The organism is Kitasatospora sp. NPDC030952 (assembly GCF_055571335.1).
Map to the genome: position 1 here is coordinate 1 of NZ_JBVIFM010000017.1, position 13,912 is coordinate 13,912.

The 13,912-nt window shown below is 73.5% G+C and carries 13 protein-coding genes and 1 pseudogene; 5 read left to right on the forward strand and 9 right to left on the reverse strand.

Annotated elements, in window-relative coordinates:
• The 6 genes and pseudogenes from ACZ47G_RS26410 to ACZ47G_RS26435 all read right to left on the reverse strand — a co-directional run.
• Positions 1-154 (reverse strand): annotated as a pseudogene (locus ACZ47G_RS26410) (sulfate adenylyltransferase subunit CysD); the annotation flags it as partial.
• Complete coding sequence (gene cysC, locus ACZ47G_RS26415) at positions 151-732, reverse strand: adenylyl-sulfate kinase (protein WP_465747031.1); 582 nt, start codon at positions 730-732, stop codon at positions 151-153. The gene cysC and the pseudogene ACZ47G_RS26410, both read right to left, overlap by 4 nt.
• Positions 733-803: 71 nt before the next feature.
• Positions 804-1,505, reverse strand: a complete 702-nt coding sequence (locus tag ACZ47G_RS26420; protein WP_465746675.1) for a phosphoadenylyl-sulfate reductase — start codon at positions 1,503-1,505, stop codon at positions 804-806.
• The gene (locus ACZ47G_RS26425) at positions 1,486-1,665 is read right to left on the reverse strand and encodes a hypothetical protein (protein WP_465746677.1); all 180 of its coding nucleotides are present in this window, start codon (positions 1,663-1,665) and stop codon (positions 1,486-1,488) included. Before ACZ47G_RS26425 ends, ACZ47G_RS26420 begins: the two co-directional genes overlap by 20 nt.
• A complete protein-coding gene (locus ACZ47G_RS26430) occupies positions 1,662-3,395 on the reverse strand; it encodes a nitrite/sulfite reductase (RefSeq protein ID WP_465746679.1) in 1,734 nt (577 codons plus the stop codon). The genes ACZ47G_RS26425 and ACZ47G_RS26430 overlap by 4 nt, the downstream gene beginning before the upstream one ends.
• Positions 3,396-3,592: 197 nt before the next feature.
• Positions 3,593-3,676 (reverse strand): putative leader peptide, encoded by an 84-nt coding sequence (locus ACZ47G_RS26435; protein WP_380451879.1) that lies wholly within the window; start codon positions 3,674-3,676, stop codon positions 3,593-3,595.
• Between the two features lie 271 nt (positions 3,677-3,947).
• Between ACZ47G_RS26435 and ACZ47G_RS26440 the strand changes: the two genes are divergently transcribed.
• The gene (locus tag ACZ47G_RS26440) at positions 3,948-5,243 is read left to right on the forward strand and encodes a YihY/virulence factor BrkB family protein (RefSeq protein WP_465746681.1); all 1,296 of its coding nucleotides are present in this window, start codon (positions 3,948-3,950) and stop codon (positions 5,241-5,243) included.
• Positions 5,244-5,575: 332 nt separating this feature from the next.
• Here the strand turns inward: ACZ47G_RS26440 and ACZ47G_RS26445 are convergent, their stop codons facing one another.
• Positions 5,576-7,333, reverse strand: coding sequence for an FtsW/RodA/SpoVE family cell cycle protein (locus tag ACZ47G_RS26445; protein WP_465746683.1), 1,758 nt, complete (start codon positions 7,331-7,333; stop codon positions 5,576-5,578).
• A gap of 301 nt (positions 7,334-7,634) precedes the next feature.
• On the opposite strand from ACZ47G_RS26445, the gene ACZ47G_RS26450 reads away from it, so the two are divergent.
• The 4 genes from ACZ47G_RS26450 (at position 7,635) to ACZ47G_RS26465 (ending at position 12,701) form a co-directional block, all read left to right on the forward strand.
• Complete coding sequence (locus ACZ47G_RS26450) at positions 7,635-8,669, forward strand: cytochrome c oxidase assembly protein (protein WP_465746685.1); 1,035 nt, start codon at positions 7,635-7,637, stop codon at positions 8,667-8,669.
• A 370-nt stretch (positions 8,670-9,039) separates the two neighbouring features.
• Positions 9,040-10,161, forward strand: coding sequence for a ribosome small subunit-dependent GTPase A (rsgA, locus tag ACZ47G_RS26455; RefSeq protein ID WP_465746687.1), 1,122 nt, complete (start codon positions 9,040-9,042; stop codon positions 10,159-10,161).
• A 372-nt stretch (positions 10,162-10,533) separates the two neighbouring features.
• On the forward strand, positions 10,534-12,195 hold the full coding sequence (locus tag ACZ47G_RS26460) for a DNA-3-methyladenine glycosylase 2 family protein (RefSeq protein ID WP_465746689.1): 1,662 nt from the start codon (positions 10,534-10,536) through the stop codon (positions 12,193-12,195).
• Complete coding sequence (locus tag ACZ47G_RS26465; RefSeq protein WP_465746691.1) at positions 12,192-12,701, forward strand: methylated-DNA--[protein]-cysteine S-methyltransferase; 510 nt, start codon at positions 12,192-12,194, stop codon at positions 12,699-12,701. Before ACZ47G_RS26460 ends, ACZ47G_RS26465 begins: the two co-directional genes overlap by 4 nt.
• Positions 12,702-12,722: 21 nt before the next feature.
• Here ACZ47G_RS26465 and ACZ47G_RS26470 read toward each other — a convergent pair whose 3' ends face one another.
• Together ACZ47G_RS26470 and ACZ47G_RS26475 are read right to left on the reverse strand one after the other, a co-directional pair.
• Positions 12,723-13,232, reverse strand: coding sequence for a GNAT family N-acetyltransferase (locus ACZ47G_RS26470; protein WP_465746693.1), 510 nt, complete (start codon positions 13,230-13,232; stop codon positions 12,723-12,725).
• Between the two features lie 112 nt (positions 13,233-13,344).
• Complete coding sequence (locus tag ACZ47G_RS26475) at positions 13,345-13,860, reverse strand: MarR family winged helix-turn-helix transcriptional regulator (protein WP_465746695.1); 516 nt, start codon at positions 13,858-13,860, stop codon at positions 13,345-13,347.
• Between the last annotated feature and the right edge of the window lie 52 nt (positions 13,861-13,912).

The window sequence follows — 13,912 nt, forward strand, 5'->3', positions numbered from 1 at the left end:
ACAGGATCACCGGACGCTCGAACTCCCCCGCGACCTCGCGGAAGATGTGCACCGACTCGGCCTCCAGCGCGTCCAGGTGGGACAGCGCGAAGGGGCCCCTCGAATTCTCGTTCTGGGCCTCGGTGCGGACCGGAACGTCGCTCACGGTGGTCATGCGAGACCCCTCTCGGTCAGGAAGGCGTGCAGCTCGGAGGCGGAATCGGCGACCGCGCGGCCCTGGGTCCGGAGCCGCAGCTCCGGCTTCTCCGGGGCCTCGTACGGGTCGTCCACGCCGGTCAGGCCGGAGATCTCGCCGGCCGCCTGCTTGGCGTACAGCCCCTTGACGTCCCGCTCGGCGCACAGCTCGACCGGGGTGGCGACGTGGATCTCCAGGAACTCGGTGCCGGCCGCGGCGTGCCGCTCGCGCACCGCGGCCCGCGAGTCGGCGAACGGGGCGATCACCGGGGCGAGCACCTTGACGCCGTTGGCGGCGAGCTTCTCGGCGACGAAGCCGATCCGGGTGACGTTGGTGTGCCGGTCCTCGCGGGAGAAGCCGAGGCCCTTGGAGAGGAACTCGCGGATCTCGTCGCCGTCCAGGACCTCGACCTTGTGGCCCTCGGCGCGCAGCCGCTCGGCCAGCGCGAAGGCCAGGGTGGTCTTGCCCGCGCTCGGCAGCCCGGTCAGCCACACGGTGGCGCCGCGCTCGCAGGGGGCGGCCGCGGGGGCCGCCTCTGCGGCTCCATCGGCGGCCAGGCCCGCAGCGGAGCTGTCGATCGACTCCGTCGCTGTCACGGTTTCTTCCTTACGCAGTGGTGGACGGTCGGTCAGAGGTGGATGCCGCACTCGGTCTTGCCGGAGCCGGACCAGCGGCCCGCCCGGGCGTCCTCGCCCTCGCCGGGCTTGCGGGTGCAGGACAGCGGCGAGCAGCCGATGGAGGTGTAGCCCTCCCACAGCAGCGGGTTGAGCAGCACGCCGTTGGCGGCGACGTAGGCGTCCACGTCCTCCTGCGTCCACCGGGCGATCGGGGCGATCTTGACCTTGCGGCGCTTCGGGTCCCAGGCGACCACCGGGGTGTTCGCCCGGGTCGGGGACTCGTCGCGGCGCAGCCCGGTGGCCCAGGCGTCGTAGCCGCCGAGGCCGCGGTTCAGCGGCTCGACCTTGCGCAGCGCGCAGCACAGGTCCGGGTCGCGGTCGTGCAGGTGCGGCCCGTGCTCGGCGTCCTGCTCGGCGACGGTCTTCAGCGGGGTGAGCGTGATGACGTTGACCGGCATGGTCGCGGCCACCGCGTCCCGGGTGCCGATGGTCTCCGGGAAGTGGTAGCCGGTGTCCAGGAACACCACGTCCACGCCGGGGAACACCGAGGAGGCCAGGTGGGCGACCACCGCGTCCTCCATGGAGGAGGTGACGCAGAACCGCTTGCCGAAGGTGTCGGCGGCCCAGCGCAGCACCTCCTGCGGGGTCGCCTCCTCCAGCTCGCGGCCGGCCCGCTCCGCCAGCTCGGCGTGGTCAGTCGTCGTGCTGCTCATGTGACGTACCCCCGTGGGTCGGTGACAGCAGGCCGAGGAACTTCAACTGGAAGGCGCGGCGGCACCCGTGGCACTCCCAGGCGCCGTGGCCGGCCTCGGACGGGCGCAGGTCCTCGTCCCCGCAGTACGGGCAGAAGAACGGTGCGGCTCTCTCACTCACGACAGCTGCTCCTCGGTGGCCCGGGCCGCCCACTGGGCGAAGCGCTCGCCCTCGGTGCGGTCGGCCTGGTAGCGGGTCAGCAGGCGCTCGACGTAGTCGGGCAGGCCGGCGCTGGTGACCTTGAGCCCGCGGACCTTGCGGCCGAACCCGGCCTCCAGGCCGAGCGCGCCGCCCAGGTGCACCTGGTAGCCCTCGACCTGGTCGCCGTGCTCGTCGGTGACCAGCTGGCCCTTGAGGCCGATGTCGGCGACCTGGATGCGGGCACAGGCGTTGGGGCACCCGTTGATGTTGATGGTCAGCGGCTCGGCGAAGTCCGGCAGGCGCTGCTCCAGTTCGTCGATCAGGGTGCGGCCGCGCTCCTTGGTCTCGACGATGGCGAGCTTGCAGTACTCGATGCCGGTGCAGGCCATGGTGCCGCGGCGGAACGGCGAGGGGGTGACCCGCAGGTCGAGCGCCTCCAGGCCGGCCACCACCGACTCCACGTGCTCCTCGGCGACGTCGAGGATGAGCATCTTCTGCTCGGTGGTGGTGCGCACCCGGTCGCTGCCGTGGGCGGCGGCGAGGTCGGCGATCCGGCCGAGCAGCTTGCCGTCGACCCGGCCGACGCGCGGGGCGAAGCCGATGTAGTAGCGGCCGTCCTGCTGCTGCCGGACGCCGACGTGGTCGCGCCAGCGGGCGACGGGCTCGGCGGGCGCGGGGCCGTCGACCAGCTTCTCCTTGAGGTACTCGTCCTCCAGCACCCGGCGGAACTTCTCCACGCCCCAGTCGGCGACCAGGAACTTCAGTCGGGCGCGGTTGCGCAGCCGGCGGTAGCCGTAGTCGCGGAAGATGCCGATCACGCCGCCGAAGACGTCCGGCACCTGCTCCAGCGGGACCCAGGCGCCGAGCCGCACGCCCAGCTTGGGGTTGGTGGACAGGCCGCCGCCGACCCACAGGTCGAAGCCCGGACCGTGCTCGGGGTGGACCACGCCGACGAAGGAGACGTCGTTGATCTCGTGGGCGACGTCCAGCAGCGGGGAGCCGGAGACGGCGGCCTTGAACTTGCGCGGAAGGTTGGAGAAGTCCGGGTTGCCGATGAAGCGGCGCTGGATCTCCAGGATCGCCGGGGTGCCGTCGATGATCTCGTCCTGAGCGACGCCGGCCACCGGGGAGCCGAGGACGACGCGCGGGGTGTCGCCGCAGGCCTCGGTGGTGGACAGGCCGACGGCCTCCAGCTTCTGCCAGATCGCCGGGACGTCCTCGATCCGGATCCAGTGGAACTGGATGTTCTGCCGGTCGGTCAGGTCGGCGGTGCCGCGGGCGTACTGCTCGGAGACCTCGGAGATCGCCCGCAGCTGGGGGACGGTCAGCCGGCCGCCGTCGATCCGCACCCGGAGCATGAAGTACTCGGCGTCCAGCTCGTGCGGGTCGAGGATCGCGGTCTTGCCGCCGTCGATGCCCTCCTTGCGCTGGGTGTAGAGGCCCCACCAGCGCATCCGGCCGCGCAGGTCGGCGGGGTCGATCGAGTCGAAGCCCCGGTGCGCGTAGATCGTCTCAATACGTGTCCGCACATTGAGACCGTCGTCGTCCTTCTTGAACTGCTCGTTGGCGTTCAGCGGGGTGTGGTGGCCCATGCCCCACTGGCCCTCGCCGCGGTGGCGGGTCACCTTGCGAGCCGCGGCGGCTGCGGCGGGGCGGCGCGCGGCGGCGCGGTCGGCCGTGGGCTCGGCGGTCTCGGGAGAGGTGGCCATGGTGAAGTCCTTCTGGGCAGGTGGCGCTGGCGCCGGATGGGTCGCGGGGCGTGCTCAGCCGTGCGGTGCTGCTTTGACCTGCGGGTTTCTCAGGGCCGGGAGAGCAGTGACCGGGCCGGGCGGGCGCCTGCGCATCCGCTCGTGCGGGGATGGCGGTGGAATCGGCGCCGGGTGCGGTGGTGCGGCGGGGTGTGGGCTCAGGTCACCGGACACATGGCGCTGGACACGCGAAGGAGATCGACGTGGAGTCGACCTACTAGGGTGGTTCCGGCGCTAGGCATGGCAAGAGATTCGCATGGCGCGGGACTCGCGGTCCACTAACGTCCGAATAATGGACGCTGGAGTTTCGACAGGTGGGACGCCGAGCCGTCGCCGCCGCTCCGGGCCGGGCATTCCGTCGAGGGGCCGAGGGGCGGGCCGAGCGGTCGTCCGAGCGGTGGCCGAGGCGCGGGCCGAGCGGTGGGCCGAGGGGGCGCCCGTACCGCCGGGGTACACGCGCCCGTACCCCCGTGGAGATCAACCGGACGGCCCCGGCCCGATACCGTTACCCCTGTGCAAGCAGCAGGCGATACGAGCAGACCGAACCCCGAACGGCCCTCCCGGCGCCGGGGCAAGGGCTCCCGGCGCGCGGCCAAACAGGCCACCTGGCGCCGTACGGCGTGGGAGCTGGTCAGGGACACCACCAACACCTGCGTCGAGTACCGGGTCACCGGCCTCGCCGCCGAGGCGGCCTTCTTCACCCTGCTGTCCATCCCGCCGCTGCTGCTCGGCCTGGCCGCCACCCTCGGCTACCTCGACGAGTTCGTCGGCGCGGACGCCATCGAGCGGCTCAAGCACGACATCGTCTCGGCCTCCGGGACGGTCCTGTCGGACTCCTCCGTCAACGAGGTCGTCAAACCGCTGCTCAGCCAGGTCTTCGACCACACCCGGCCCGACCTGATCTCGATCGGCTTCCTGCTGTCGCTGTGGTCCGGCTCCAGGGCGCTCTACATCTTCATCGACACCATCACCGTCATGTACGGACTCGACGGCAAGCGCGGCATCGTCAAGACCCGGCTGCTCTCGCTCGGCCTCTACCTCGGCGCCCTGGTGATCGGCTCGCTGGTGCTGCCGCTGCTGATGGCCGGGCCCGGACTGGTCGAGAACGCCGTCCCCGGCGCCGCCGGGCTGGTCGGCGCCGCCTACTGGCCGGTCGCGATCCTGCTGCTGATCGTCTCGCTGACCACCCTCTACCACCTCGCCGTACCCGTCTCCACACCCTGGCGCGAGGACATCCCCGGCGCCCTGGTCGCCCTGGTGGTGCTGGTCTTCTGCAGCGTCGGCCTGCGGGTCTACCTGATCAGCTCGGTCGAGGGCCCCTCGGTGTACGGCTCGCTGGCCGCGCCGGTCGCGGTGCTGCTGTGGATCTTCGTGGTCGCCCTGGCGGTGCTCATCGGCGCCGCCATGAACGCCGCCATAGACCGCCGCTGGCCCACCCTGGAGACCGCCGACGCCCGCGCCGAGAACGAGCGCGCCCATGAGGAGGCCGCCGCCGCGGTGGTCCGCGAGGTCGCCGCCCGGCGGGCCGTCGAGCGGGCCCGGCGCGCCCGCGAGCTGGGCCTGGCCGAGGGGCTGGAGGAGGAGTGGGGCGAGGAGGAGGTCGACGACGTCGACGCGCCGGCTGAGTACCCCGAGCGGTGGGCCGACGTGCTGGCCGCCGACAACGTGCGCGGGCGCCTCACCGCCCGGCCGGGGCCGCACCACCGGCCCACCCCGCCGCCGCCGGACAGCGACCGGCCGGCGGGACCGCCGCCGGAGCGGCCGGGGTACCCGCCGAGGCCGCCGCGGCCGCCGTGGGAGCAGCGGTAGCCGAGCGGCGGTGGCCGAGTGGCGGTGGCCGGGTGGCGGTGGCCGGTGCGGCCGGCTGGGTGGGTGGTACGGCAGGGCGTTTCGTACGGCGGGGCCTTTACGGCGGGGCCTCTTCACGGCAGGGCCTCCCTCGCGGGTGCGGGGGAGGCCCTGTGCGTTGTCCGGCCGTAGTTGTGGCCGGGTCCGTGCCCGGCCGCGATCGGGTCGTGCGCGGTTCGTGTTCGATTCGCGTTTGATTCGTGTCGGTGGTTGTTCGGGGCCGATCGATGGCCGACCGGGTGCGCGCGGGCGCGGTGGGCCGGTGGTCAGCCGTTCGTCGGGTTCGGGAAGGGCTACTGCGGCCGGCCGTAGCCGTGGGTGGGCTGCTGGTTGACCGCCGGGTAGCCGTACGAGGGCTGCGGTGCGGCGTGCTGCTGCGGCGGCGCGACGGGGGCTTGGCCGAACGAGGGGCGCAGCTCGGTGGGAGCGCCCGGGTCGCTGGGGCCGGTCCCCGCGGCGCCGGTCCCGCCGGTCCCGCCGCCGGTTCCGCTGGTCCCGCCGGTTCCGCCGGTCGGGTCGGGGCCCGTGCCCGGCAGCGGGTCCAGGCCCGCACCGAGGGTCTGACCGGCACCCAGGGTCTGGCCCGGGCCGGGGCTCTGGCCTGCGCCGGGGTTCCGGCCCGCGCCCGGCGAGGCCGGGCCGGGCTGCGCCGGGAGCGGTTCGGGGCTCGGCTGGACCGGGTCCAGCGCGGTGCGCCCGGAGGAGTCGCTCAGCTTGATCAGCAGGGCGATCATCAGCCAGTTCGCCAGCAGCGAGGAGCCGCCGGCCGCCAGGAACGGCAGCGCCTTGCCGGTCAGCGGCACCAGCCCGCTGACGCCGCCCACCACCACGAACACCTGCAGCGCGAGCGCCGCCGAGAGCCCGGTGGCCAGCAGCTTGCCGAACGGGTCGGTCAGGCCGATCGCGGTGCGCAGTCCGCGCTGGATCAGCAGCACGTACACCAGCAGGATCGCCGTGACCCCGGCCAGGCCCAGCTCCTCGCCGATGGTGGTGAAGATGAAGTCGCTGCGCCCGGCGAAGCCGATCAGCCACGGCCGTCCCGAGCCCAGGCCCGTCCCGGTCATGTGGCCGGTGCCGAGGCTGAACAGCGCCTCGGCGGGCTGCTCGGAGATCGCCTTGTCACTCACCGGCGGGTAGTAGTTCAGCGGGTGCAGCCAGGCCTCGACGCGCCCGTGCACGTGCGGTTCCACGGTGCCGACCACGGCCGCGCCGCCGACCGCCATCAGCAGGCCCAGCACCACCCAGCTGGTGCGCTCGGTCGCCACGTACAGCATCACGATGAAGACGCCGAAGAAGATCAGCGAGGTGCCGAGGTCGCGTTCGAAGATCAGCACCATCAGGCTGACCACCCAGATCGCCAGCACCGGCCCGGCGTGCCGGCCGCGCGGCAGGGTCATCCCCCAGACCTTCCGCCCGGCCAGTGCCAGGGCGTCCCGGGAGGCCATCAGGTAGCCCGCGAAGAAGATCGTGATCGCGACCTTCACGAACTCGTCCGGCTCGAAGGACGGCAGTCCGGGGAGCTTGATCCAGCGCTTGGCGCCGAAGCTGTCGGTCGGCGAGAACACCGGCGCGGCCAGCAGGATCAGCGCGCCCGCCATCATCACGTAGACGTACCGCTGGAAGAAGCGGTGGTGCTTGACGAAGACGATCAGCGCGAGCGCCGCCGCCACCGAGATGAACACCCACATCAGCTGCGAGGGCGCGGCCGGGAGCTTCTGGTAGTCGCCCTTGGCGGCGTGCGCGGCCTTGTAGCTGAAGTCCAGCCGGTCCAGCAGCATCAGGCCGAAGCCGGTCAGGAAGACGCCCAGCGGCAGGATCAGCGGGTCCGCGAACGGCGCGAACCGGCGCACCGCCAGGTGCGCCACCGCGACCAGCGCCCCGAGGGACAGACCGTGGACGAGCAGCCCGGGCGGCAGCTTGTCGGTCAGCGCCAGCGAGGCGTCGATGTGTCCGGCCAGACAGACGGCCACCGCGAGCGCCAGCAGGCCCAGCTCGATGTTGCGGTGGCGCGCGGCCAGCCGGCGGCCCTCGCCGCGTGCAGTGCTTTGCACCTCTTGTCGTCCCCTTGTTGTCACCCACGTGGCCGGTATCGCCGACGGTGCATCCTGCCAGACGAACGTCACCCCGCGCCGGTTGCGCCTACGGGCCCGGCAAGGGCAGAACTTTGCCTTGGCAAAGCTTTGTTGGGCTCCGGTAAAGCTTTGGTCAGGCCGGGGTATAGAGGTGGGCCCCGGCTGCGGCGGGGCGGGTCCGGAAGGCCATCATGGCCGGGCGCCGCGGCCCCTGCCCGGCGACTCCCGGCGCCTCCCCGGCGACGGCCGGGTGGCGGGTGCGGGAGAGGCGGGCGGACGGATGAACGGCGCGGCGGGCGGCGCGGCCCAGGCACTCGGCCACGGTGGCGCCGTGCGGGCGCTCGCCTACAGCGGGCCGCCCGCGTGGCAGTGGTCCGACCTGGCCACGTCCTGGACCCTCGAACCGCTGGTGCTCGCCCTCTCGGTCCTGCTCGGCGCCTGGTACCTGGCCGCGGTGCGCACCGTCAACCGCGGCGACGGCGACCGCTGGCAGCCCACCCGCACCGCGGCCTTCCTCGGCGGGCTGCTGCTGTGGATCTGGTGCACCTGCTCCGGTCTCGGGGTGTACGAGCGGATCCTCTTCACCGACCGGGCCGTGCAGGTCGTGCTGCTGCTGATGGTCGTCCCGCTGCTGCTCGCGCTCGGCGCCCCCGTCTCGCTGCTGGCCGACTCCTCGCCGGAGCACCGGCGGGAGCGGATCCTGCGGGCGCTGCGCAGCCGGCCGTCCAAGGTGCTGATGTTCCCGGCGGTCTCCACGGCGCTGCTGATGGCACCGCCGTGGCTGCTCTACTTCACGCCCTGGTACGAGTGGTCGCTCTCCAGCGGCGTCGGGAACGTGGTGCTGCACCTGGCACTGGTGCTGCTGGGCCTCGCCTACTTCTGGCCGCGACTGCAGCTCGACCCGGTCGGGCACGAGTACCCGCACCTGGTCGGGCTGTTCATCACCTTCGCCGAGGTGATCTTCGACGCGGGGCTGGGGATCGTGCTGATCTACGGCGGCCACCTCGTCGCCGAGCACTACTACGTGGCGCTCGGGCGGCCCTGGGGGCCGAGCCTGGCCCAGGACCAGACCTGGGGCGGCAACGCCTTCTGGGTGCTGGGGGACCTCGTCGGGCTGCCGTTCGTGGCCGCGCTGGTGCGGCGGATGGTGGTGCAGGGGCGCGAGGAGATCAAGGCCGTGGACGCCGAGCTGGACGCCCGCTTCGAGGCGCAGGCCGCCGAGGCCCGGGCGGCCGGGCTGCCGGAGGAGGAGGAGACCGGCATGCGGCCATGGTGGCTGGACGACCCGAACCTCAAGCACCGGTACGGGGGGTAGGGACCGTCCGGGGCGGGGCGGGGCCGAGGTCGGAGGTCGGGGCTGTGCCTGGGGCTTCGTCGGCGTCCTCGCCGGGTGCCGGTCCAACTTTGGCCCCCTGGGGCCCGCCGCGCCCTCTCCGGATCGCATTTCCGCAGGTCAAAAATAGGTTGGCGGCGCTCCACCGCCCCGCTAGCGTGTGACACATCAGGTTCGGGGGCCATTGGGCCGCCCGAGGAGTAGAGAGCAGGAGGTGAACCCCCGTGGTCGTTGTCGCCCCGATAGCTGCCCTGGGCAGCACGCGCATTCACCTCCTCTTCCCGGCCGCCGGCTGAGCCCTCCGCGCCAGCCGTAGCCCGCCGGGACCATCTCCTCCCGAAGGGCCACTGCGTTGTTCAACGCTGCCTCCGCTTCGTCGTTCTCCTCTTCCCTCTCCACCGAGAGCTCCCCGCTGGCCCGCTACGGCTGGACGCCCGAGCTCCAGGAACTCTTCGCCCCGCTCGCCGAAGCCGGGCTGCTCCCGGCCCGGATCGTCCGGGTCGACCGCGGCCAGTGCGACGCCGTCCTGGCCGATCCGGAAACGGGCGAGCTGCGCACCGTCCGGCTCGACACCCGGCCGGTGGGCGACGCCGACATGATCAACTGCCCGTGCACGGGCGACTGGGCGGCCGTCGACCTGCACGCCCAGCCGATGGCCGCCGTCTCCGCGCTGCTGCCGCGCTCCACCGCGATCATCCGCAAGGTGGCCGGCAAGCGCTCCGACGGCCAGGTGCTGGCCGCCAACGTCGACACCGTCCTGATCACCGCCTCGCTCGCGGTCGATCCCGACCTCGGGCGGATCGAGCGCTTCCTCGCCCTGGCCTGGGAGTCCGGCGCCGAACCGCTGGTCGTCCTCACCAAGGCCGACCTCGTCGACGACGCCGAGTTCATCCGGGCCGACGTCGAAGGCGTCGCACCGGGCGTCACCGTGCTGGTGGTCAGCGCCGAGACCGGCGAGGGCATCGACGTACTCCGCGCCTGCGCCCCCGGCACCACGGTGCTGATCGGCCAGTCCGGCGTGGGCAAGTCCACTCTCACCAATGCGCTGGTGGGCGCCGAGGTGATGACCATCCAGGAGGCCCGCGAGGTCGACCAGAAGGGGCGCCACACCACGACCACCCGCGAACTGATACCGCTGCCCGGTGGTGGCGTGCTGATCGACACCCCCGGGCTGCGCGAGGTCGGCCTCTACGGTGGCGAGGGGGTGGACCTGGCCTTCGCGGACATCGCCGAGCTGGCCGAGGACTGCCGCTTCCACGACTGCAACCACCACACCGAGCCCGGCTGCGCGGTCCGGGCGGCGCTGGACGACGGCACCCTGCCGCAGCGCCGGATGGACAGCTACCTCAAGCTCCAGCGCGAGAACGAGTGGATCACCTCGCGCACGGACGCCCGGGTCGCCAAGGCCCGGCTGAACAAGTGGAAGGCGATCACCAAGTCGATGCGTGCGGCGGGAGGTCCGGTGAAGCGCTGACCTGGCCTGACCGCTGAGCCTCGGCCCGGCGCGGCCGGGCCTGACCACCCGCACTGACCGGTCGGCCGGCGGCCGGGCAGTGCGGGGGTGAGGCGGGGCGGTCCAGGGCCGGGAGGGTCGGGCCCTGGGGAGGTGCAGGGCCGGGAGGGTTGGGCCCACGGCAGGTGCAAGCACAGGTGCAGGCCCGGAGCAGGGCCTGTCGGAGGCAGGCCAGGGGCGCGTGAGTGCGGAGCGCCACTACGTGGGGAGCGCGGGCGGGTGGCGGGTGGGCGAGCGGTGGGTGGGTGGGCTGGGCGCGCGGTGGTGGTGGTGGTGGTGGTGGCGGCGGCGGGAGGGGGGAGGGGGAGGGGGAGGGGGAGGCCCCCAACGGCGATGTCCGATTCCCGCCAGTCACCCCCCGCCCAGTGCCGCAGACTGGACAACGTGATCGACGACGACATCCGGTACCGAGCCGTGGACAGCCGCGACGCCCGCTTCGACGGCGTCTTCTTCACAGCCGTCACCTCCACCGGCATCTACTGCCGGCCGAGCTGCCCCGCCGTGACCCCCAAGCGCGTCAACTGCCGCTTCTACCCGAGCGCCGCTGCCGCCCAGGGCGCGGGCTTCCGCGCCTGCCGCCGCTGCCGCCCGGACTCGGTGCCCGGCTCCCCGGAGTGGAACCACCGCGCCGACCTGGTCGGCCGCGCGATGCGCCTGATCGGCGACGGCGTGGTGGACCGCGAGGGCGTCGCAGGCCTGGCCGACCGGCTCGGCTACAGCGCCCGCCAGCTGCAGCGCCAGCTCACCGCCGAGCTCGGCGCCGGCCCGATCGCACTGGCCCGCGCCCGCCGGGCCCAGACCGCCCGGCTGCTCCTGCAGACCACCGAGCTGCCCGTGACCGACATCGCGTTCGCGGCCGGCTTCGCCTCCGTCCGCCAGTTCAACGACACCGTCCGCGAGGTCTACGACCGCACCCCCAGCGGCCTGCGCGCCGAGGTGACGTCCGGCCGCCGCACCGCGACCCCGGCCGGCGGCCTCACGCTGCGCCTGGCCTACCGCGGCGCGTTCGACAGCGACCACCTGATCGACTTCCTGGAGCTGCGCGCCGTCCCCGGCGTGGAGGAGGTGGTGCCCGGCGCGCGTCCCGGCGTGCGCACCTACCGGCGCACCCTCGCGCTCCCGTACGGGCACGGCATCGCCGAGGTCGACGGCCTCGCCCCGGAGGACCGGCGCACCCGCGGCTGGCTCGACTGCCGCCTGCTGCTCACCGACCTGCGGGACCTGCCCACCGCCGTCCAGCGCCTGCGGGTCCTGTTCGACCTGGACGCCGACCCGGACACCGTGGACGAGCAGCTCGGCGCCGACCCGGTGCTGGGCCCGCTGGTCCGCGCGCGCCCCGGGCTGCGCTCGCCCGGCCATGTGGAGCCGCACGAGCTCGCCGTCCGCGCCGTGCTCGGCCAGCAGATCACCGTCGGCGCCGCCCGTACCCTGGCGGGCCGGCTCGCCGAGAAGTACGGCACCGCGCTGCCCGAACCGAGCGGCGGCCTGCGCCTGCTCTTCCCCACGGCGGCGGCCCTGGCCACCGCCGACCCGGAGGACTTCGCGATGCCCGCGGCCCGTCGCCGCGCGCTCACCGGCCTGTGCGCCGCACTGGCGGAGGGCGTGGTGCGCCTGGACGGCGGCGTCGACCGGGAGGAGGCCGCCGCCCGGCTGCTGGATCTGCCGGGCATCGGCCCCTGGACGGTCGGCTACCTGCGGATGCGCGCCCTCGCCGACCCCGACGTCTTCCTCCCGAGCGACGTGGGCGTCAAGCACGGCCTGCTCCGGCTCGGTGCCCCCGGTGACCCCAAGGCCGCCGCCTGCGCCGCCGGGGCCTGGGCCCCGTGGCGCTCCTACGCCGTCCACCGGCTGTGGGCCGGCCCCGCCCCGAGCAACGGCGACACCGGCGCCGGCACCACCACGAGCACCGGCACCACCACGAGCACCAGCACCAGCGCCACCAGCGGAACCACCAGCATGAGCACCACCACCGGAACGGAGAACGACCCGGCATGAGCACCACCGTCTACACCACCATGGAGAGCCCCTTCGGCCGCCTGCTGCTCAGCGGCGCGCTGCCCGAGGACGGCGGCCCGGCGGCCCTCGCCACCGTCACCGCGCCCGGGCAGAAGTACGCGCTGGCCGAGCCCGCCGGCCACTGGGAGTTCGACCCGGAGGCCCTGGCCGAGCCGGTCGCCCAGCTGACCGCCTACTTCGCCGGCGAGCGCACCACCTTCGACCTCCGACTCGCCCCCGAGGGCACCGAGTTCCGCCGCCGGATCTGGGCCGCGCTGGACGAGGTCCCGTACGGCACGACCGTCACCTACGGCCAACTCGCCGAGCTGGCCGGGCAGTCGCCGCGGATGGTCCGGGCGGTCGGCGGCGCGGTGGGCGCCAACCCGCTGCTGATCGTGCGCCCCTGCCACCGGGTGCTCGGCGCCAACGGTTCGCTCACCGGCTTCGCCGCGGGCGTGGACCGCAAGCGCCGGCTGCTGGAGCTGGAGAGTGGCACCCTGTTCTGACGAACACGCCGCTGAGGGTGCTCAACTCCGAAGGTCCACCCGCCAGTTGTTGCTGCGCATGTACCGACCGGGCGGGAACTCGAACTCGGTCCCGCCGAGCAGCGTGAACCCTGCCTTCGCGCACACCGCGTTGGAGGCGGGGTTGTCCACCGAAGGGAAGGCGTGCAGGAAGCGGTGCGCGGCCTCGCGCCGGGCGGCCGCGACGGCGGCCCGGGTGGCGGCGGCCGCGATGCCCCGCCCCTGGTGTCCGGGCAGGACGTTCCACCCCATCTCGTGCACGGTCTCGCCGTCCCAGCCGCGGGTGCCGTAGCCGACCGTGCCGACGGCGTCGCCCTCGGGCAGCAGCACGATCCGGTACATGCAGCCCAGTCCGGACGGGACGAAGTCCAGGTAGCGCGCGTGCCGGACGAGCAGCTGCTCCTCCGTCTCCGGCCCGCCGACGTGCTTCTTCATCTCCGGCGTGTTCACCCGGCGCAGCAGCGCCAGGTCGGTGTCCGTCCAGGGCTCGATCCGTACTTCGGTGCTGGTCATGCCGGGGACGGTAGCGCCCGTGGTGCTCCGGTGACCACCGGTTTCGGTGCCCATGGCGCTCCGGTGGTGGCCACCGGTTTCGGTGCCCGCGGTGCTCCGGTCGCCACCGGTTTCATCCGGTGGCGGGCGCCTCGGAGCCGGTTCCGGGCTGGGCGAGGGCGCGGGCGAGCCGGTCCAGTGCGGGCAGCGCGTGGACGACGGTCGCGCGGTCGGCGGGGTCGAGGGTGCCAAGAGCGGTGGCGATCCGGCGTTCGTGGGCGTGCTGCCAGTCGTCGAGCTGGCGCCGCCCGGCCTCGGTGAGCGCGATCCGGGCGGTGCGCCGGTCGCCGGGGTCGGCCTGGCGGTCGACGAACCCGGCTTCCAGCAGTTTGCCGACCAGTCCGCTGACGGTGTTGGGGGCGAGCCGCTGGCGGGCGGCGAGTTCGCCGACCCGCAGCGGGGCGGCGGCGAGCGTCTGGAGGAGTTCGACCTGCGCCATCGGCAGGGACTCCCACGGGTAGTCGGTGCGGATGCTGCTGCGCAGGGCGCGGCGCAGCCGGGTGACGGTGTCGGTCAGCCGCCGGGCGTGCTCGACCGCCGGGTCGGGGCTTTCGGTGGCGGGGTCGGGAACGTGTGGTGACGACGGCATGGCGGACAGCGTATCGCCTGGTACGGGGCGTTCTCGGGGTGCCGTCCGCTCC

Bases quoted from the DNA above. Each gene is read 5' to 3' on its own strand.
- ACZ47G_RS26430 (WP_465746679.1), bottom strand. From the start codon at position 3,395: ATGGCCACCTCTCCCGAGACCGCCGAGCCCACGGCCGACCGCGCCGCC.
- ACZ47G_RS26460 (WP_465746689.1), top strand. From the start codon at position 10,534: ATGTCCGATTCCCGCCAGTCACCCCCCGCCCAGTGCCGCAGACTGGAC.
- ACZ47G_RS26450 (WP_465746685.1), top strand. From the start codon at position 7,635: ATGAACGGCGCGGCGGGCGGCGCGGCCCAGGCACTCGGCCACGGTGGC.
- ACZ47G_RS26470 (WP_465746693.1), bottom strand. From the start codon at position 13,232: ATGACCAGCACCGAAGTACGGATCGAGCCCTGGACGGACACCGACCTG.
- ACZ47G_RS26465 (WP_465746691.1), top strand. From the start codon at position 12,192: ATGAGCACCACCGTCTACACCACCATGGAGAGCCCCTTCGGCCGCCTG.
- ACZ47G_RS26435 (WP_380451879.1), bottom strand. From the start codon at position 3,676: ATGCCTAGCGCCGGAACCACCCTAGTAGGTCGACTCCACGTCGATCTC.
- ACZ47G_RS26420 (WP_465746675.1), bottom strand. From the start codon at position 1,505: ATGAGCAGCACGACGACTGACCACGCCGAGCTGGCGGAGCGGGCCGGC.
- ACZ47G_RS26475 (WP_465746695.1), bottom strand. From the start codon at position 13,860: ATGCCGTCGTCACCACACGTTCCCGACCCCGCCACCGAAAGCCCCGAC.